General features: G+C 33.5%; 13 protein-coding genes and 2 tRNA genes. 7 read left to right on the top strand and 8 right to left on the bottom strand.

Annotated elements, in window-relative coordinates; translation table 11 throughout:
• Nucleotides 1–90: 90 nt before the first annotated feature.
• Nucleotides 91–945 carry a KPN_02809 family neutral zinc metallopeptidase gene (gene ypfJ / locus IW18_RS02125; RefSeq protein ID WP_041515947.1) on the top strand — a complete coding sequence of 285 codons (855 nt, stop codon included), beginning with the start codon at nt 91–93 and terminating at the stop codon, nt 943–945.
• 431 nt (nt 946–1,376) lie between these two features.
• Nucleotides 1,377–2,387: a DUF535 family protein gene (locus IW18_RS02130; protein ID WP_052480055.1), complete on the top strand. Its 1,011-nt coding sequence runs from the start codon at nt 1,377–1,379 to the stop codon at nt 2,385–2,387.
• A gap of 401 nt (nt 2,388–2,788) precedes the next feature.
• On the opposite strand, the gene IW18_RS02135 is transcribed toward IW18_RS02130, so the two are convergent.
• From IW18_RS02135 to IW18_RS02150, 4 genes are all read right to left on the bottom strand, one after another.
• Nucleotides 2,789–2,862: transfer RNA gene (locus tag IW18_RS02135), tRNA-His, on the bottom strand.
• An 88-nt stretch (nt 2,863–2,950) separates the two neighbouring features.
• On the bottom strand, nt 2,951–3,667 hold the full coding sequence (bshB1, locus tag IW18_RS02140) for a bacillithiol biosynthesis deacetylase BshB1 (protein ID WP_041515948.1): 717 nt from the start codon (nt 3,665–3,667) through the stop codon (nt 2,951–2,953).
• Between the two features lie 117 nt (nt 3,668–3,784).
• Nucleotides 3,785–4,849, bottom strand: coding sequence for a chorismate-binding protein (locus IW18_RS02145; protein WP_041515949.1), 1,065 nt, complete (start codon nt 4,847–4,849; stop codon nt 3,785–3,787).
• A 5-nt stretch (nt 4,850–4,854) separates the two neighbouring features.
• Entirely contained in the window at nt 4,855–5,286 is a 432-nt protein-coding gene (locus IW18_RS02150; protein ID WP_041515950.1) for a PaaI family thioesterase, read from the bottom strand.
• A gap of 241 nt (nt 5,287–5,527) precedes the next feature.
• Here IW18_RS02150 and IW18_RS02155 point away from each other — a divergent pair, with 241 nt between their 5' ends.
• From IW18_RS02155 to IW18_RS02175, 5 genes are all read left to right on the top strand, one after another.
• Nucleotides 5,528–7,042, top strand: a complete 1,515-nt coding sequence (locus IW18_RS02155; RefSeq protein ID WP_041515951.1) for a hypothetical protein — start codon at nt 5,528–5,530, stop codon at nt 7,040–7,042.
• A gap of 340 nt (nt 7,043–7,382) precedes the next feature.
• The gene (purL, locus tag IW18_RS02160; RefSeq protein ID WP_041516133.1) at nt 7,383–11,036 is read left to right on the top strand and encodes a phosphoribosylformylglycinamidine synthase; all 3,654 of its coding nucleotides are present in this window, start codon (nt 7,383–7,385) and stop codon (nt 11,034–11,036) included.
• Nucleotides 11,037–11,427: 391 nt separating this feature from the next.
• Nucleotides 11,428–13,830, top strand: coding sequence for a TonB-dependent receptor domain-containing protein (locus IW18_RS02165; RefSeq protein ID WP_041515952.1), 2,403 nt, complete (start codon nt 11,428–11,430; stop codon nt 13,828–13,830).
• Nucleotides 13,831–13,962: 132 nt separating this feature from the next.
• Nucleotides 13,963–14,394 (top strand): hypothetical protein, encoded by a 432-nt coding sequence (locus IW18_RS02170; protein WP_041515953.1) that lies wholly within the window; start codon nt 13,963–13,965, stop codon nt 14,392–14,394.
• A gap of 179 nt (nt 14,395–14,573) precedes the next feature.
• Entirely contained in the window at nt 14,574–16,352 is a 1,779-nt protein-coding gene (locus IW18_RS02175; protein ID WP_041515954.1) for an AMP-dependent synthetase/ligase, read from the top strand.
• 117 nt (nt 16,353–16,469) lie between these two features.
• Here the strand turns inward: IW18_RS02175 and IW18_RS02180 are convergent, their stop codons facing one another.
• The 4 genes from IW18_RS02180 to IW18_RS23145 all read right to left on the bottom strand — a co-directional run bounded on the left by IW18_RS02180 (nt 16,470) and on the right by IW18_RS23145 (nt 19,926).
• Nucleotides 16,470–16,973: a hypothetical protein gene (locus IW18_RS02180; RefSeq protein WP_041515955.1), complete on the bottom strand. Its 504-nt coding sequence runs from the start codon at nt 16,971–16,973 to the stop codon at nt 16,470–16,472.
• A 110-nt stretch (nt 16,974–17,083) separates the two neighbouring features.
• A complete protein-coding gene (locus IW18_RS23140; protein WP_160113202.1) occupies nt 17,084–17,242 on the bottom strand; it encodes a hypothetical protein in 159 nt (52 codons plus the stop codon).
• 1,064 nt (nt 17,243–18,306) lie between these two features.
• Nucleotides 18,307–19,404: a slipin family protein gene (locus IW18_RS02190; RefSeq protein ID WP_041515957.1), complete on the bottom strand. Its 1,098-nt coding sequence runs from the start codon at nt 19,402–19,404 to the stop codon at nt 18,307–18,309.
• A gap of 464 nt (nt 19,405–19,868) precedes the next feature.
• Nucleotides 19,869–19,926: transfer RNA gene (locus IW18_RS23145), tRNA-Ser, on the bottom strand.
• Nucleotides 19,927–20,306: the final 380 nt, after the last annotated feature.

The raw sequence follows: 20,306 nt of genomic DNA on the forward strand, positions 1-20,306 counted from the left end.
AAAACAAAATTGCATCTGATTAGCTGTTATTCTAAAAAAATATATAAATTCGTACATCGCAAAACTCAATAAGCTAAAATACAATTTAATATGAAATGGAAAGGCACAAGGGAAAGTGACAATGTCGAAGACCGAAGAGGAATGTCTTCTGGAGGAAAAACCATTGTAGGAGGTGGAATTATCGGTATTATTATTTTATTAGTAAATGTTTTTGGTGGAGAAAATGCTCAAATGATAACTCCAATTCTAGAACAAATGCAAGGTTCTCAATCAAATCAAACTGAAACTGCAGCTCCCTTAAGTAAAGAAGATGAAGAAATGGGACATTTTGTAAGATCTGTGCTGGCTAAAACCGAAGACACTTGGGACAAAGTTTTCGCAGAGCAAGGATTGACCTATAAAAAACCGAAATTGGTACTTTTTAAAGGCTCTGTAAACACTGCTTGCGGTGGAGCATCATCAGCTTCTGGACCATTTTATTGCCCGGGAGATCAAATAGTATATATGGATTTAGATTTCTTCGAAGAACTAAAAACTAAATTTGGTGCTAAGGGTGGTGATTTTGCCATTGCTTACGTTATTGCTCACGAAATAGGCCATCATATACAAACCTTACTTGGAACATCGGCAAAAACGCGACAGGCACAAGAAGGAAAAAGTGAAGCCCAAGCGAATAAACTTTCTGTTGCGCTGGAATTGCAAGCTGATTTTTATGCTGGTGTATGGGCACATGATAATCAACAAATTTTAGAAGCTGGCGATATTGAAGAAGCTTTAAGTGCCGCAAATGCGGTTGGAGACGATGCAATACAAAGCAAAATGCAAGGACACGTAGTGCCCGATTCATTTACACACGGTACATCTGAACAAAGAATGTACTGGTTTAAAAAAGGTTTCAAAACCGGAGATATTAATCAAGGAAATACTTTTGATGAAATAAGATAATTCATAAACCAAACTATAATAACCAAATGAAAAACATGACTTAGCTGTCATGTTTTTTTTTTGATCATTAATCAATTATACGATAAAGTTTACCAGATGTAACAAATTCACATCAATAATGATATTTTTTAAAAATGAATTTCCAAAAGTATAGATTAAAACAACGCACAATTTATAATTAATTATGGGTATTCTTTTATAAATAATAATTTATACGACTTACCTTTAAACAAAAAATTATTCTTCTTTTTTTTTGTAAGATTAAACTTTCTTATAGCGATATTCTTTTTAATTTAGCCGACGAAAATTCAAGCTCTTTTCTGAGTCATGCCTCAAGTTAAAAATGGGGCGAATATGATTATTTAATAAAACAATCATTAGAACTCAGGAGTGTAAAGTTTTTTCAACTTAATCAAATTAATTGAAGGATAATGCTAGAGAAAAAACAAGAAAAACCCTATGATGAATATTTAATAGGATCGGATTCCACTTTTACAAAAATTGCAACAAGTATTCCAATTATTTCCGCTGCAACACATGGCTGGCTACATGCATCTGTTGCCTTTGCAAATGAAAAAAGGAGCTATCGAAGAAAACAACAATTAAAAAGCTTCTTTGGTGCCCTCACAAATCCAAACTTTACATCTAAGTGGCACAAAATTCTAAAATCACCAGATTTTTCTTTTATAACGAAACATCGTAAAAGGATTTATATAAAACCATATAGAGTTTACATGTCGACCAAATGGACGAAGGAACAAAAAACAAAAGTAATCTGTGATACTTATAAATTTATTTTGAGCAAAAGTGAAACTTTTAAACAATTAATTAAATCCGGTGAAGTTTTAGAGTTAGCTAATTTTAATCTCAATGATGAAATTAAAGCATCGTTAACTTTAGGATATGATGAAAGATTCCGCAAAGAAGGTGAATTAGTTTTTTCATTTGAATGCAATGAGCTTGGAGGACGAATCGTAGCTGCTGCTTGTTCATTTGAAGAAATTAACTATCAACAATGGATTTGCAGAATTGGCTGTGTTCAGGGAAGCAAACAAAATTCTGAAAATTCATCAAAAATGGCTCAAAAACTGCTAAACGGATTGCGCCCTAAATCGCTTATTATTTTTGCCATCCAAGAGTTTTCTAAACAATTAGGATGCACCAGTGTATATGGTGCAGGAGATTCTATTCACGCTTATCGTCAAAAGCATGCTATACATCTTCCTTGGCTGCATACAATAAAATTTGATTACGATACCATTTGGAATGAATCAGGCGGAGAACAAAACAGTGAAGGTTGGTTTAAACTTCCTTTAATATCTTCCCGTAAATCAATGGAAGAGATCAAGTCACACAAGCGAGCTTTTTACCGCAGAAGATATGCTCAAATGGATGATATCTCGATGAAAATATCGGCATCCGTTAAAAAACATATCGCATAAAAACAGCTTTTTAAATTCTGTCTTTTATTAGTTAACTAGTGGTTTTTATTGTTACAGATATTCCACAAGTTTTCAACCATCGAAAATCATTCATAAGATTGGTCTTTCAAAGACGAAACGGATCAACGTTAAATACTGTAACGAAACATAAAATATATTCCCTTAATTGTTTTTTTACCGCAAAGAACACAAAGATTTCAATCTAAGAATGCTTTTAAAGCGCAAAGTTCGCAAAGTTAAGTCAACACAAAGCTTTGTGAACTTTGTCTTTTATAAAAGCTAAGAATAAGAAAAAAACTTAGCATTCTCTCTCCACAGGTTTCTTTGATCCGTTGTAACCTTGAAAAATAATAACGCATAAAAAAAAGCCTTGAATTTCTTCAAGGCTTTTCAAAAATCTGGGTGGCTGACCGGGTTCGAACCGGCGACCCTCGGCACCACAAACCAATACTCTAACCAGCTGAGCTACAACCACCATTTTTTCTTTGCGAGTGCAAATATATAACAAAGGTTTACTTCTACAAAGGAAAAACTGAAAAATTTTCATCAAAAAATGAAAAAAATTATATCAAATCACTTAAACTATTGATAGCCAAACACCTTTCAACAGTGAAACCTTCGGCAAAATCTTTACCAATTAGCCTTCCTAAATCTTGCGCACGATAATTTAAGCTTTCTAAAAAGTTTTTACTTGTAATTGGCGTAGCAGGTTCTTTTGAATTTGCATCATAAAATTGAGTTTTATAAGCCAAAACTGCCTCTACCTTCTTTTTTTCAAAACCAGTTATATCCACTACAAAATCCGGAACAATATTTTTCCATTGAATATAATGATAAACAAACTTAGGTCTCCAAGCTTCCTGATTCACTCCATCAATCGAAGTTTCGATTTTCATTAACCCAGACAAGAAACAAGCATCAGAAACCAACTTACTTCCTTTTCCGTGATCAATATGACGATCGTCAACAGCATTACACAATACTATTTCGGGTTTGTATTTTCGAATCATCTTAATAACCTCCAATTGATGTTTTTCGTCATTTACAAAAAAGCCATCGCGCATTGCTAAATTCTCACGTACCAAAACTCCTAATATCTTTGCAGCATCTTTTGCTTCCTGATCTCTAATCTCGGCAGTTCCACGAGTTCCTAATTCTCCTCGCGTTAAATCTACGATTCCAACTTTTTTACCCAGAGACACCTCTTTTAAAATTGTTCCCGCACAACCTAACTCTACATCATCCGGATGTGCGCCAAAGGCTAATATATCTAACTTCATTATGTTTTTTTATTTTTGCTTATTTCAGATTTCAAGCTTCAAGTCTCAGTCTCAGTTTTCAGTCACAGTCGCAATCACAGTTTAACTGTTTACTGAGACTGAAAACTGAGACTCTTTTTACTTTCTCAAAACCTTTTTCATTGTCATTGATTTATTAACGCTTTCCTCCCATTCCTTTTCAGGAATACTTTCTTTTGTAATTCCGCAACCCATATATAATATTGCTTTATTATCCTTGATTTGCATACTACGTAAATTTACAAATAAATCAGAGCTATTGATATTCTTTGCAAAACTGCTATTTAATTCCCCCAGAAAACCGGTATAAAAAGTTCTGTCGTAATTTTCGTTTTCGATAATAAATGCTTTTGCTTTTTTCTTTGGCAAACCACAAACCGCCGGCGTAGGATGCAATGTATCGATCACTTCTTCTAAAGTCGAATTTTCATTTAAAACTCCCGATATATCAGTTTTAATATGCCAAATCGATCCAGCTTTTAAACTGTAAGGTTCTGTAACCACAACAGACGACGCAACTTCGCGTAGTCTTTTTACAATAAAATCTGTAACATATTGCTGTTCGTCTTTTTCTTTTTGCAGCCAAGAAATTTCAGTTTCCAAATTGGCCTTTTGAGTTCCTGCCAAAGCAGTAGTTTCAAAAACATTTCCGCTCGCCTTTAATAATTGTTCAGGCGTTGCCCCCATCCAAAGTCCAATTTGCGGATGAAAAAAACAATACGAAAAAGTAGCAGGATATAAATGTATTAATCGTTGAAAAGCTATATTAAAGTCAAAATTAACTAAATCAACTTTTTCACTTCTTGACAAAACAACTTTCTTGAACTCTTCATTTTTAATCGCTTCTACCCCTTTTTCGACTAAATTTTCATACTGAAGTTTAGCCTCAGCATCAAAATTTAAATCTTCAATTTCTACGGGATTAAAATCAACTTTCGTTTGCTCTGCACTAATAATTTTAGATTCGCTTTCGGGAATTAAAACAAGTTGTTTTTCATCAAAAGAAGCAAAAACGAACCCTTTCTCGCTATAATCTGAAACCGTGTACAAAGTATCGTTCTGCTGTAAAAACGCAAAAATACTCGAAGAGTTAGGTTTAGAATAAATTACAAAAGGTAAATTTTGTTCTTGATGTTTTTTTATTGTCGAAAAAAAGTCATTCATAATTTCTATTCTGTTTTCTTTCTGTCCAAAACCATATTCGTCAGCTTACAAAGCGAAATCAAATTTCCTTCTTCATCTGTAATCTTAATTTCCCAAAGATGAATACTTCTTCCTTTATGAATAATACGTGCAGTTCCAAAAACCCAACCTTCACGAATACTTTTTAAGTGATTTGCCGAAATTTCAATTCCTCGAACTTCCTGCTCTTTTGGGTCGATAAAAAAGAATGATGCAGCACTGCCTACACTTTCGGCCAAAGCCACCGATGCGCCTCCATGTAACAATCCCATTGGTTGATGAACGCTTGGATTAACAGGCATTTTAGCCGTTAGAAAATCTTCGCCAGCATCAATATATTCAATTTTTAGCGTTTCCATCAAAGTGTTTTTAGAAAACTGATTGCAACGCTCTAATATTTGCTCTTTTGTATAATTCATTAAAATAGGCTTTAAAATCGTAAAATTAAAGAAAAGAAGAGATACAAATCAGAAAATCCAATCCTAAATTAAAAATCATTTAAGAACCTGTCAGTTTTTTGCTATTTTTACAAAAACAATCAAATATAATCTGTCGCCAAAATCTTTTTTTTCGCCACAGATTACACAGACTTACACGGATTATTTATTTTAAAACAGTAGGTAAAATCTTTTTAATCTGTGGCAAAAAAACTATTCAAAAATGCGTCAATACTTTGTACTTTTTATTTTCGGAATAATTCTAGCTTTTAGTTCTTGCCGAACTGATTTTGACACCGTTGCCAGCTCCGGAGATTTAAAGTTTTCAAAAGACACTGTTTACTTAGATACTGTTTTTAAAAACATTGGTTCAAGCACTTACCAACTTAAGGTTTATAATAGAAGTAAAAATGACATTTCGATTCCAACAATTCAACTCAAAAAAGGTTTAAGCTCAAAATACCGAATGACTGTTGACGGAATGAGTGGTAATAATGGTAAAATTTTTAAAGATGTTACGCTTTTAGCCAAAGACAGTTTGTATATTTTTATAGAAACTACTGCAGATATTACAGATGCTAATCCAACTGATTTTTTGTATACCGATGAAATTCAGTTCGACAGCGGTGCCAATCTTCAGCAAGTTGCCCTCGTTACTTTAATACAAGATGCTGTTTTTTTATATCCAAAACAAAATCCTGACGGAACTAAAGAAAAAATTCAAATTGACGGAAAAGCTGTTGATGGTTTTTATTTGAATGAAAACGATCCTGTAAACGGAAATGAGTTACTTTTTACCAAACAGAAACCTTATGTTATTTATGGATTTGCTGGAGTTCCTCAAAGCAAAACAGTTACTTTTGAAGCCGGAGCACGAGTTTTTTTTCATGCTAATTCAGGACTTTATATAGACAACAAAGCTTCGTTACACATCAATGGAACGGTATCGACAACTGATAAATTAGAAAATGAAGTTGTTTTTGAAGGGGACAGATTAGAATCACTTTATGATGACATTCCAGGACAATGGAATTCTGTTATTTTATCCAACGGAAGTACAAATCATACCATAAATCATCTTACTTTAAAAAATGCCATTATTGGTTTGAATATAAAAAATCAAGACAATACTACAATTCAATTAAAAAACACACAAATTTACAATTGCGTCGAATACGGAATACTAGCTCAAAATGCGCGCATAAACGGAGAAAACATTGTAATTAATTATGCCGGATTAGCAAGTTTATCCTGCGTTTATGGCGGAAATTACAGTTTCACGCACTGTACTTTTAATAATAGTTGGTCAGGAAGTGCGCAATTTGCAGTTAATCTAAGCAACAATCTTGCTGGCCAAACTCCAGAAACAAATCCTTTGACACAAGCAACTTTCAATAATTGTATTATTTATGGCTCGGGAACAAACGAATTTAATTTGAATAAAAATACAAGTGCAGCATTTGTTTATCAATTAAACAATTGCTTGTTAAAATTTAGCAGTACGACAACAAATCCGGATTATCAATTTAAAACTGATGCTGTACATTACAATAACATTATTCTAAACGGAAATCCGAAGTTCTATAATGTTTCGCAGAATAAATTTAACATCGATAATACTTCTGCCGCTTTCGCGAAAGGGAATCAGGCGTATATTATTCCGCAAGATATTTTAGGAGTTACGAGAACTTCCCCACCAGATTTAGGAGCTTATCAGAGTGCTGTTTTTCCAAAGTAAATTTTGCCGAGAAGGAGCTAAGAGGCAAAGTTTATTCTCATTTTATGTCATTTCGACGAAGGAGAAATCTCCGCAACGAGAGTCAAATCTTTGTAGAGCTTCTCGCGGAGATTTCTCCTTCGTCGAAATGACAAACAGGGCAATTAATGATTACTTTAATTAAAACTTTGCAACTTTAGGACTTTGCGAGATTAAAAAATAAACTTCTAAAATGAACTTATATAACTTATATGGTTCAAAAAATCCTGTAATTTTTTTTCAAAAGAGTTTGTTTTCAAATTTGCGCTTGCTATTTATTTACACTAAATTTGCACCTCAATACAACAAACTACACATCACAATGATCCATTTCTTTGAAAACCAAAGCAAAACTGTTTTTGCCGTACAAACGCAAAACGAAATTTCGGCTCAAGACATTTCAAAACTAAACTGGCTTTTTGCCAACTCTAATAAGATCGAAAAATCCGCATTGACGGATTTTTTTGTTGGTCCTCGCGCCACAATGATCACCCCTTGGAGTACAAATGCTGTAGAAATTACTCAAAATATGGGTATTCCGGGCATTATCAGAATTGAAGAATTTCATCCGGCAACGGAAGATTTCACTGATTTTGATCCAATGCTTTCACAAAAATTCAATCAATTAGATCAGGAAATTTTCACGATTAATGTTCAACCAGAACCAATTTTGGAAATCGATGATATTGCCACTTACAACAAAGTTGAAGGTTTGGCTTTAAGTCAGGAAGAAGTTGATTACTTAGACAATCTTGCTGTAAAACTAGGAAGAAAGTTAACTGATTCTGAGATTTTTGCTTTCTCTCAAGCGAATTCAGAACACTGTCGTCACAAAATTTTCAACGGAACTTTTGTAATTGATGGTGAAGAAAAAGAAACTTCTCTTTTTAAATTAATTAAAAAGACATCACAGGAAAATCCTAACGATATAGTGTCTGCTTACAAAGACAACGTTGCTTTTGTAAAGGGACCAAAAGTGCAGCAGTTTGCACCAAAAACAGCTGACAAACCAGATTATTACGAGATAAAAGAATTTGATTCGGTTTTATCTTTAAAAGCAGAAACACACAATTTTCCAACAACAGTTGAGCCTTTCAACGGAGCTGCAACAGGTTCAGGAGGAGAAATTCGTGACCGTTTAGCTGGTGGTCAAGGTTCACTTCCATTAGCTGGAACAGCAGTTTACATGACTTCATATTCTCGTTTAAATAATGACAGAAAATGGGAAAATGCTGTGGCAGAAAGAAAATGGTTGTACCAAACTCCAATGGATATTTTGATCAAAGCTTCAAACGGAGCTTCTGATTTCGGAAATAAATTCGGGCAACCGCTTATTACAGGTTCAGTTTTAACTTTCGAACATTCAGAAAACGACCGTAAAATTGGTTACGATAAAGTAATCATGCAAGCGGGAGGAATTGGTTACGGAAAATTAGATCAGGCAATTAAAAAGAAACCACAAGAAGGTGATAAAATCGTAATTCTTGGTGGAGAAAATTATAGAATTGGTATGGGTGGAGCTGCGGTTTCATCTGCAGATACCGGAGCTTTTGGTTCAGGAATTGAATTAAATGCAATCCAACGTTCAAATCCAGAAATGCAAAAACGTGCTGCAAACGCGATTCGTGGTTTGGTTGAAAGCGACAATAACCCAATTGTTTCGATTCACGATCACGGAGCGGGCGGACACTTAAACTGTCTTTCTGAATTAGTAGAAGAAACTGGAGGTTTAATCGATTTGGATAAATTACCTGTTGGAGACCCTACACTTTCTGCAAAAGAAATTATTGGTAACGAATCTCAAGAAAGAATGGGATTGGTTATTGGTCAAAAAGATATTGATACTTTACAAAGAATCGCCGACAGAGAGCGTTCGCCAATGTATCAGGTTGGAGATGTTACGGGAGATCACCGTTTTACATTCGAATCTAAATCAAATGGTTCAAAACCGATGGATTATGCTTTAGAAGATTTCTTCGGAAGTTCTCCTAAAACGGTTATGACTGATAAAACTATCGATAGAAAATATGCTGATGTTGCTTATGACAAGGCAGATTTCGAAAAATATTTACAAGACGTTTTACGTTTAGAAGCTGTTGCCTCAAAAGACTGGTTAACGAATAAAGTTGACCGTTGTGTAGGTGGAAAAGTGGCTAAACAACAAAATGCAGGTCCGTTACAATTGCCTTTGAATAATGTTGGGGTTATGGCGCTGGATTATTTAGGAAAAGAAGGAATCGCAACTTCTATTGGACACGCTCCTATCGCTGCTTTGATTGATCCGGTTGCAGGAAGTAGAAATGCTATTGCAGAATCATTATCAAACATTGTTTGGGCGCCAATTAAAGATGGTTTAAAAGGAATTTCATTATCTGCAAACTGGATGTGGGCTTGTAAAAACGAAGGTGAAGACGCTCGTTTGTACGCTGCCGTTGAAGGTTGTTCCCATTTTGCAATCGAATTGGGAATCAATATTCCAACAGGAAAAGATTCACTTTCGATGAAACAAAAATATCCAAACGACGAAGTAATCGCGCCGGGAACGGTTATTATTTCGGCTGGAGGAAACTGTACAGATATTAGAAAAGTAGTTGAACCGGTTTTACAGAAAAACGGAGATTCTATCTATTATATCAATTTGTCTCAGGATGATTTCAAACTTGGAGGTTCATCTTTTGCACAAATCAGAAACACAATCGGAAACGAAACTTCTACTATAAAAGACGCTGCTTTCTTCAAAAATGCTTTTAATACAGTTCAGGAATTAATCGGCGAAAGCCAAATTTTAGCCGGACACGATATCGGAAGCGGTGGTTTAATTACAACTTTATTAGAATTGTGTTTTGCTGATGTAAATCTTGGAGCAAAAATTGATTTCAGCGCTTTCGCGGAAAAAGACTTATTAAAAATCCTTTTCGCTGAAAATATCGGAATTGTTTTTCAAGCTAAATCTGATGAAGCTGTTGAAGCTAAATTGAAAGCTAACAATATCGAATTCTTCAAAATTGGTTCAGTTCAGGAAACTGCAACTTTAGAATTTGGTGATTACAAATTAGATATTCCAACTTACAGAGATATTTGGTTCGAAACTTCTTATTTATTAGATCAAAAACAATCTAAAAACGGAAGAGCAAAAGCACGTTTCGAAAACTATAAAAATCAAGTTTTACAATATACTTTCCCAGCGCACTTTACAGGAAAAAAACCAGAAATTGACAATTCTAAACCAAGACCAAAAGCAGCTATTATTCGTGAAAAAGGAAGTAATTCTGAGCGTGAAATGGCAAATGCCATGTACTTAGCCGGTTTTGATGTAAAAGATGTTCACATGACGGATTTAATTTCTGGTCGTGAAACTCTTGAAGATATTCAGTTTATTGGTGCAGTTGGAGGATTTTCTAACTCAGATGTTTTAGGTTCTGCTAAAGGTTGGGCGGGAGCTTTCTTATACAATGAAAAAGCAAAAACAGCTTTGGATAAATTCTTCAAAAGAGAAGATACTTTATCTGTTGGAATCTGTAACGGATGTCAATTGTTTATGGAATTGGAAGTGATTAATCCAGAGCATGAAGTTCACGGAAAAATGCTTCATAACGAAAGTAACAAACACGAAAGCATCTTTACTTCTGTAAAAGTTCAGGAGAATAATTCGGTTATGTTATCAACTTTAGCCGGAAGTACTTTAGGAGTTTGGGTTTCTCACGGAGAAGGAAAATTCAATTTACCTCTTGCTGAAGAAAACTACAACATTGTTTCTAAATATGCTTACGAAGGATATCCTGCAAACCCAAATGGATCTGACTACAACACGGCAATGATGTGTGATAAAACAGGAAGACATTTAGTAATGATGCCTCACATTGAACGTTCGACTTTTCAATGGAACTGGGCTCATTATCCAAAAGACAGAAATGACGAGGTTTCGCCTTGGCACGAAGCTTTTGTTAACGCAAGAAAATGGATTGAGAAAATCTAAAAAATATATTTTTATTAAAACGCCCGATAAATTCGGGCGTTTTTTTTGCCCCGAATTACAAGATTTTTTTTGCCACAGATTAAATGATTATCACAGATTTCTCTAAAGCTTTGCAAATCATTTTAATCCTTTAATCTGTGGCAAAAAATTACTTTTTCTCAATCTTGTCATTCCGAGGAACGAGGAATCACACGCGGGATTCGACAAAGATTATCAACAATTGTTACTGTTGTTATGCGTGCGATTCCTCGTTCCTCGGAATGACAAACTTTGTGTTGATTAATAATACATAAGTAAAAAACCTTTTAATTTAAACTACTCTAAGACTAATTTAATAATATCTTAAGGCAGCTTAAGCAAGCATAAATACATGGATAAATATCTTTGTCTCATGAAAAATTTGATGCAAAAACTAGCCTTTCTATTTCTTTTACTTTCTATTAGCCAATTTTCTTTTGGACAAAAATCTTCTATTAAAGGAACTATTTCTGACGGAAAACTTCCAATTGAATTTGTTGATGTTGTATTAAAAAACACAAGCGATTCTACAAAAGTTGCGAGCTATGCTGTAACAGATGCATCTGGAAATTTTTTATTAGAAAATGTACTTTCAGGAGATTATAAATTACAATTCAAATTAATTGGATTTAAGACTTTTACTCAAAAAGTAAAACTTAATGGTGCTCCAATTTCTATGGGAAATATAACGTTACAAAACGACACTAATTTATTGAATGCTGTTGTTGTAAAATCTCAGAGAAAACAAATTGAAAAAACTGACGGTGGTTTTATCTTCAATGCGGTTTCGAATATTACGCAAGCTGGCGGAACTGCAACTGATATGCTAAAAAACATTCCTACTGTTTCTGTTGATGCTGATGGCGGAATTACCTTGAGAGGAAAATCTCCGATGATTTTAATTAACGGAAAAAACTCGGCAATTACCAATATGGATCAAATAGCTGCGAGCAGTATCGAAAGCATCGAAGTTATTAGCAATCCAACTGCAAAATATGATGCCAATGCCGAAAGTGGAATTATCAATATTAAACTCAAAAAAAATAATCAGAGCGGTATGAATGGCGCTGTGGTTTTGGGTGGCGGATTTGGCGCAAAAGGACGATTAAACAGTTCTGTTCTTTTGAATCATAAAACTGATAAATGGAATTTTGGTTTAGGCTATGATAATCGTTTTGCCGGAAGAACTAAAAAAATAAAAGGCGAAAGAACCAATTATCTTATAGATGATGAGCATTTTATTAACCAAAACAGAAGCGATCAACGAACTGAAGGCTTACAGAATTTAAAATTCAACATTGATTTTTCTCCAAATGAACGAAACAGTTTTTCGTTTGAAGCTTTAGGAAATATGGAAAGTCAAGATAATGACGAAACTTTGCATACGCTGGTAAACACAAATACGAATCAGTTTTTCTCTAACAATGTTAGACATTCTTTAGAATTAGAACGTTCAAAAGTTGGTGAACTGGCTTTTAGTTATGACAGAAAATTTGCCGATGATCGAAAAAGCCTAAATGCAAATATTACATCTTCGTTTAATAAACATAGAGAAAATACGGATATCGATACTTTTTATTATGATCAATATAATACTCAAATTGGTGATGCATTTTTGCAAAGAACACACAATTATGAGCATGAAAATATTTCGAACGCAATTGTAAATTATGCCGTTCCTGTTTCTGAAAAATCGATTATAGAAACAGGTTACAAAGGAACATTCCGATTTTTTAATTCGGATTTTCAAAGTGCTGATATGGTTAATGGCGAATATGTCGTAAATCCGTTAGTAAGCAGTGGCTTTAAATACAACGAACAAATTAATGCTGCTTACGGAATGCTAAACTCTTTTATTGGAGAAGAAGAAAATCCAAAGTGGAAATATAATTTAGGATTGCGTGCAGAGCAGGTTTCGAACAATGGTAAAACAGCAAACAACAGTGATAATTTTTCTAATCATTATTTAAAGCTTTTTCCATCGGCATCGCTTCAAATGAATTTAGCATCAGATCAATCTGTAAAAATTGGTTACAGCAAACGTATTAACCGTCCGGATCTGGATGATTTAAATCCATTTATAGATATTACAGATGCATTGAATCCTCATGGCGGAAATCCGTATTTAAAACCTGAGATTATTCATATTGCCGAAATGAGCTATAACAAAGACTGGTCAAAATATTCGTTCTCGACCAATGCTTTTTATAGAAATGCTACAAATACAATTAGACAATATGCAGAACTTCGCGATAATGGCGTTATTTTCTTGTCACCTCAAAATATTGGAAGTACCATTACTTATGGTTTAGAAACTATTTTTAACTTAAAACCGGTTGGCTTTTATGATGCAAATATTAGCATAACTGCTTTTCAGCAAAACATAAACGCATCTAATCTAGCGCAAGATGTGGTGAATAATGCTTTTAGTTGGTACGGAAAAATGATTAACAATTTTGTTCCGTGGAAAGGCGGAAAACTACAAATTATTGGAAATTATAATTCGGCTTTAGCCACAGCACAAGGAAAAAGAATCCCTATTTATAATGTCGATATGGGTTTTCAGCAAAAACTAGGAAGAGGAAATGCCAGACTTGGCTTAGTCGTAACCGACATGTTTAATACGCTCGAAAGTGGCTATAAAAACAATACTTTATTGTTTAGCAATAATCGAACTTCAAAATCTGATACGCGTGCTCTAATGGTAACTTTTGCTTATACTTTTAAATCTGATTTTAAAGAAAAACTACTAGAAAATCAGTTTTCGACGGAGTAATATTTTGATAAAATAAAAAAATCATTCTTGTAATTTGGATTCATTTTTCTAATGAAATTTGAACTATATTCGCCAAAAAATTGTGCCACCAATTTTTTTAAGCATCTCCAAAAACAATTAAACCTACACAGAATGAAATCCTTTTATTTATTACTAAGCACGTTGTGTTTTGTTTCTACAACTTCTTATTCTCAACTTCATGTAGATCAAATTACTTACAACGGCCGAGATCATTTTATTACCACTACTATTGGTTATCCCGTGCCTGGAACTTTTGTTACTACCGGACAAAAAGAACCTATTACTGTACTAAATCCAGACGGAACCGGAGTTATTCAATCTAACGATTTAACTAAAACAAAGATCAACTGGGGAATCGAATGCACAGACGAAGGTGTTCCGGTTTTTAAAGAAGGTTTTAATAGTGCGTCGTATACTTTTTGGTACAGACTAAATGATAGCCTTGACTGGACTTACTCTCAATTTTCGATTCACTTCGCCAAGAAAAAAATGTTCTTAATGGGAGAACGAGTTAAAGAATACGTAGATTATAGCGTTCAGTAATCTACATAAATCTTATACCTGAAAATAAATTTTTCTTGTTTTTTCGAAATTTTACTACAAAAAAGAAAACGTTTTCGTAGAATTTCTAAAGTACCTATAATTTTTATTATAAAATTCTGTAAATTTAAAAATTATACCCTTTTTTTATTTAATTTGCAATAAAATTCAATATATTAAACATGGTTTCAATCACACGCCTTTTTGATTTTCCCTATTATCAACAAGAAACTTATGCCCTTCCAGTTGCATTAGCAACCAAAAAAAATGGAGTTTGGGAAAAAACATCTAGCCAGGAATATATTGCAAAAGCAAATGCTGTTTCGAGAGCATTATTACGTATAGGCGTTCAAAAAGATGATAAAATTGCTTTAATAACATCAAACAACCGTACGGAGTGGAATATCATGGATATTGGTATTTTGCAAACCGGAGCACAAAACGTTCCTATTTATCCAACAATTTCCGAAGAAGATTACGAATATATATTAAATCATAGTGGTAGTATTTACTGCTTTGTATCTGATGATGAAGTTTACCAAAAAGTAAAAGCGATACAAGCAAATGTACCAACTCTAAAAGAAGTTTATTCTTTTAATGAAATCCCGGGTTGCAAACATTGGTCAGAATTATTGACTCTTGGTGCCGATGAAAGCAACCAAAATGAAGTTGAAGCCAGAAAAGACAGTATTCAAACAGATGATTTGGCTACTATTATTTATACTTCCGGAACTACAGGAAGACCAAAAGGCGTTATGCTTTCGCACAAAAATATTGTTTCGAATGTATTAGACAGCGCACCAAGAATTCCGTTTGATCCAGGAAAAAGCACTGCTTTGAGCTTCTTGCCTATTTGTCATATTTTTGAAAGAATGATTTTATACATCTATCAATATTATGGTGTTTCGGTTTATTTTGGTGAATCTATTGATAAAATTAGTGACAACTTAAAAGAAGTTCGTCCAACAGTTATTACAGCTGTACCAAGACTTTTAGAAAAAGTTTACGATAAAATTTATGCAAAAGGTGCTGAATTAACAGGTATTAAGAAAAAACTATTTTTCTGGGCTATCGATTTAGGCCTAAGATATGAGCCATACGGAGCAAATGGTGCTTGGTATGAATTTCAATTAAAAATTGCCCGCAAACTTATTTTTAGTAAATGGAAAGAAGGTTTGGGTGGAAATTTAGATTTAATGGTTTCCGGAAGTGCTGCATTGCAACCGCGTTTAACGAGAGTTTTTGCTGCCGCAGAAATTCCGGTTATGGAAGGTTACGGTTTATCTGAAACATCGCCTGTAATTGCCGTAAACGATCAAAGAAACAGAGGTTTCAAGATTGGAACTGTTGGAAAAGTAATTCGCAATGTTGAAGTTAAAATTGCACAAGACGGAGAAATTCTTTGCAAAGGACCAAACGTAATGTTAGGCTATTTTAAAGATCCTGAAAAAACTGCCGAAGCTTTAATTGACGGATATTTTCATACGGGAGATATTGGAGAGATTGACAGCGAAGGTTTCTTGAAAATTACTGACCGTAAAAAAGAAATGTTCAAGACTTCTGGCGGAAAATATATTGCACCTCAACTAATTGAAAATGCCATGAAACAATCGCGTTTTATTGAGCAAATTATGGTAATTGGTGAAGGCGAAAAAATGCCTGCCGCTTTTATTCAGCCTAATTTTGAATTTGTAAAAGAATGGGCGAAAATTCATAAAATAACTTTAGGAAACACAGATTCAGCAATTAGTGAGAATAAAGACGTTATTAAACGTATTGACGAAGAAATTGAAGGAATCAACAAAAAATTTGGACACTGGGAACAAATCAAACGTTTTGAGTTAACTCCAGATGTTTGGTCTATCGATGGCGGACAATTGACTCCTACTTTAAAATTGAAACGTAAAATCATTAAAGAAATTTATAAAGATCTTTACTTTAAAATCTACGATCACAATTAAAAATCAAAATAATTAACCAACGAAAAAGGCTGTCTTTTATAAGACAGCCTTTTTTTATTTCACGAAGATTTCCTTCAATTTACAAATTGCGTTTTTGCAATTCTGCACTTCTGTTTACTAGAAGAACATGCTTTTAAAATCTCGAAAGAAACTTCTTTTCTTAGACTTTTTTTCAAGCTTTTCTTTTTTTACAGAACTCTTTTTTTCAAAAATTGCTTGAACTTTTTCAATTCGTTTAACTGGTTTTATTTCTTCGGTTTTAGAATTTTCGTAAAACCTTTTAAAAGGACGTGGCTCAAAGTCAACCAAAATAGCTGCCATATTTATAGCATCGATATTTGACAGCTCTGTTTCGCCTTTAAAGAACGTCTCGATAGGTCTAAACTTATCTTTTTTCTCCTTAAACTTATTCTTTTTACTATGATCGAAATCTAATCCTAATAAATTACTAAAAACGTTCAAGTCATCTTTTGTTGGGTTATTTTCGAAAATCAACCAGCATAAATCACGAAGTACTCCACGAGAAGGTTTGTACAAATAATCAAAGTATTTACCTTCTTTTTCGATCTCGTATTTTTTTCTAATTGCTTTTTTATATTTTTCTAATGTATTGTTTTGCATGGTATTTTTATTTTTGCAATTCTTGGAAGTCTCAAGAAATCGAAGGTTTTTCTGGAAAATTCAATATCACAAAAGTTTAAAAGCACCATTGCTTTACTAGAGAAACATCTCTAAATGATATATATAATTTCCTTAAAATTCACCTTTCTTTTCCATAGGTTAATAAGTTCTAAATCCGTTTCTTTACTTGAGGCAAACGGTAACTCACCAAATTCCACTTTATCTGTTTGACCACTATAGTCTGACCTAAGTCCTATTTTTTGATTCATCCTAAAATTTTTATTGTTAATTTTTTTTAAGCTTCTGAAGTACTGAGGTGCTAAGTCACTAAGTTTTTTTTTAGCACTCTGAACCTTTGTCCCTTTGTTCCTTGCCGCCAAGGCATAAAAAAAGCACCCAATTAAAGGTGCTTCATAACAAATACGATATAATTATCCTATTGTCTATATTGATGCACCAGCATGTAAAAGCATTCACTATTCGAAGTCGTGGCCGCTAATCCTTTGTTGTTTATGTATAATTTAAAACTCATATTGTTTTATTTTTAAAATTGTTGTTGTTGTTGTTGTTGTTGTTCTGCGAAACTTATTGTTTCAATTTTGTTAGGCAAAGATAATGTCGAAAAAATCATATTTCCAAATCATTTTCAATATTATTTCACTGACTTATAATTAGTTACGTAAAAAATAGAGCAAAGGAATCCCTGTCCGCAAACTGGTGCAGATTTATCTTTTATCAAATGACTGTTACTCACCAGATTACTTTTCAAGATTATATTTCGCTATTTTTATTAATCATTAAACATTTGGTTAATTATTTTTTTTAATATTTTTGGTTATGGTCTGTTTTTCATCTTTTTGTCGTCATGTTGAGCGAAATCGAAACTTTTTTTTTGTCACACTGAGCGATTTTTATTGTCACACTGAGCGAAGTCGAAGTGCTTAAAACAAAAAAAGCACCCTCAAATAAGGATGCTTTTATATATTTATGTTGAGTTTAAACTCTAAAATTTATATTTCAATTTCATAAAAATACTTATTGCATCCTGTCGCTTCAACTGGAAAATCTCCGGCTAAAGGTTCAAAACTAAGGATTGCTGAAAGTATCATCTGTATTTTTCTATTTTTTAATTACAGATACAAATATAATATATTTTGTATTAATTTAACAAATTTTGCTAAAAATAAGATTTTTACAACAATTACCTTAATGATTGCTATTTTACACAGTTCGCATTTCTTTCTTTGTGGAGCCCACGTCCCACTTGCGAATTCACTTAAAAATCAAAATAAATAACCTAAGAAAAAGGCTGTCCTTTACGAGACAGCCATTTTTATTTCACGAAGATTTCCTTTAATTGACTGATAACGTTTCCGCCACCTGAAATTGTGATTTCACCAATTTTATCGGCAATTTTCTCTACATATTCCATTTCTTTCAATTTCCACAACATTTCGTTATCTTCCATCAACTTTGCAGTGTTCAATAAACTTCTGGTTGCGGCGGTTTCTTCTCTTCTCATGATGCTGTTGGCTTGCGCTTTTTTCTCGGCAACCAAAACCTGATTCATGATTTCTTTCATATCTCCAGGCAAAATTACATCTCGAATTCCAGCATCAGAAATCACCAATCCCAAGTCGTCGATCTTAGCAGTTACTTCTGCCAAAATCGCTTCGGCAATTGTGTCCTTTTTGCTCAATAATTCATCCAAAGTCAATCCGCCAACAAAAGCTCTCAAAGCCAATTGCATCGCCACATACAATTGTTTATCAAAGTCTTTGTTATCGACCAAAGCTTTCATGATATCAACCACTTGGTATCTCACAAAAAAGTTGATTCTTAATCCTGCTTTATCTTTCGTCAACAATTCTTGTCCAGAAATCTCAACTTGTTGTTGTCTGGCATCAACAGTTTTAACTTCAATAGTAATGGCGTTGTTCCAAAAGTAGTGTGTTCCGGCTTTTAACTCCTTTACAAAAGTTCCGTTTACAAACAACAAAGCTTTATAATTACTAGACACAATATACTTTCTTGTAAAAAGTCTCAATTGAGCATTTTCTAATAAATTGACAGCAACATTCTCTGTAATTTCAATTTTAGAAACATCTACTTTTGTGAATTCATTTTTTACAATACCTTTCCAAAACGCATATCTACCCGCAGGCAAAACACCTTTAAAGTTTCCGTTTACAAATTGCAAAACAATCTCATTATCGGCAACCTCAACAATTTGCAACATCAAAGCCAATTTTTCGTTTTCCAACAAAATATTCAACTCAAATGGCGCTTGAAAAGCTGTATTCATATGGTAAGTCATCACATTTTTGTCTCCAAAAATCCAATGTAAACCTGCTTCTAATACATTCACTAATTTTCCGTTTTCGAATACCAAACCCACTTGGTACGCCTCGATTTTAATTCTTTTTATCATCTTCATTTTTTTTAAGTTTGCCCGTTAGGTTAATTATTTATTTACCACAGATTTCACAGATTAAAATGATTTCTTTCATATAAAATTCACTTTATTTTAATCAGTGTGAATCTGTGAAATCTGTGGCATTATTTTTTCTTTTCTATAAAAAAACTTCATTGTCTCTCTCCTCCGAGAAAAACGGACGAACAGTTTGCGGTTTGTTTACTCCTATTGTTTGCGGCTCTATTTTGTAAAAGCGATTCTAAGAATCCTTAAACAATCAAACCGAAAAGAAAATGAGTATTTCAAAATACATTTCTGTTCGCACTGGTCTTATCGTGAGTGTGAAATTTTAGCCTCGTCCCGATTCCGAAGTTTCGGAACTAGACTAAAATTTCACTGACAAAGACAAATCAGTTTTTTCCTGGTCATCTTTTTAAGAGTGATGGTCTCTAGCGACAAGCCGCTGTCAAACTGAACCTAAATCAGTGCAGGATTCGAACCTGCGAATTTTCTATTGTTCTTGCCAACTGAACTATCGCATTACTGCGAATGGGAGTCGAACCCATGACCTATAGAGTGAGATCGTTTTTTGGAAAACAACCTAAAACCTCCAAATCAAGTTGCATAGAAAAACATAATACGCTTTTGCGAAAAGTTCTCTACAATGGTGCTATACAGAAACACGCAACAGGACTTGTTTGATATTGTAAATCAAAGTCTCCTTTGATGTATTTCAGTTTATAAAAGAACTTGTTTTATTTCTTGAGCAAATATTCAAATTCTAGTGCGCAATTATTTTGCGCAGTAAAAAATTATTTTTTTTCAAAAGTCTTTAAAACAAAAAAACGCCTTGATTTTCAGGGCGTTTTAGTTTAAAATCTATATTTTTTTATTGATACAATTTTTGTATTCTTTTA

The organism is Flavobacterium hibernum (assembly GCF_000832125.1).
Taxonomy (GTDB): Bacteria; Bacteroidota; Bacteroidia; order Flavobacteriales; family Flavobacteriaceae; genus Flavobacterium; species Flavobacterium hibernum.

Excerpts from the sequence above, each read along its gene's own strand:
- bshB1 (WP_041515948.1), bottom strand. The coding sequence starts at position 3,667 with ATGAAGTTAGATATATTAGCCTTTGGCGCACATCCGGATGATGTAGAG.
- IW18_RS02150 (WP_041515950.1), bottom strand. The coding sequence starts at position 5,286 with ATGAATTATACAAAAGAGCAAATATTAGAGCGTTGCAATCAGTTTTCT.
- IW18_RS02175 (WP_041515954.1), top strand. The coding sequence starts at position 14,574 with ATGGTTTCAATCACACGCCTTTTTGATTTTCCCTATTATCAACAAGAA.
- IW18_RS02145 (WP_041515949.1), bottom strand. The coding sequence starts at position 4,849 with ATGAATGACTTTTTTTCGACAATAAAAAAACATCAAGAACAAAATTTA.
- IW18_RS02190 (WP_041515957.1), bottom strand. The coding sequence starts at position 19,404 with ATGATAAAAAGAATTAAAATCGAGGCGTACCAAGTGGGTTTGGTATTC.
- IW18_RS02130 (WP_052480055.1), top strand. The coding sequence starts at position 1,377 with ATGCTAGAGAAAAAACAAGAAAAACCCTATGATGAATATTTAATAGGA.
- IW18_RS23140 (WP_160113202.1), bottom strand. The coding sequence starts at position 17,242 with ATGAATCAAAAAATAGGACTTAGGTCAGACTATAGTGGTCAAACAGAT.
- IW18_RS02170 (WP_041515953.1), top strand. The coding sequence starts at position 13,963 with ATGAAATCCTTTTATTTATTACTAAGCACGTTGTGTTTTGTTTCTACA.
- purL (WP_041516133.1), top strand. The coding sequence starts at position 7,383 with ATGATCCATTTCTTTGAAAACCAAAGCAAAACTGTTTTTGCCGTACAA.
- ypfJ (WP_041515947.1), top strand. The coding sequence starts at position 91 with ATGAAATGGAAAGGCACAAGGGAAAGTGACAATGTCGAAGACCGAAGA.
- IW18_RS02155 (WP_041515951.1), top strand. The coding sequence starts at position 5,528 with ATGCGTCAATACTTTGTACTTTTTATTTTCGGAATAATTCTAGCTTTT.
- IW18_RS02180 (WP_041515955.1), bottom strand. The coding sequence starts at position 16,973 with ATGCAAAACAATACATTAGAAAAATATAAAAAAGCAATTAGAAAAAAA.
- IW18_RS02165 (WP_041515952.1), top strand. The coding sequence starts at position 11,428 with ATGAAAAATTTGATGCAAAAACTAGCCTTTCTATTTCTTTTACTTTCT.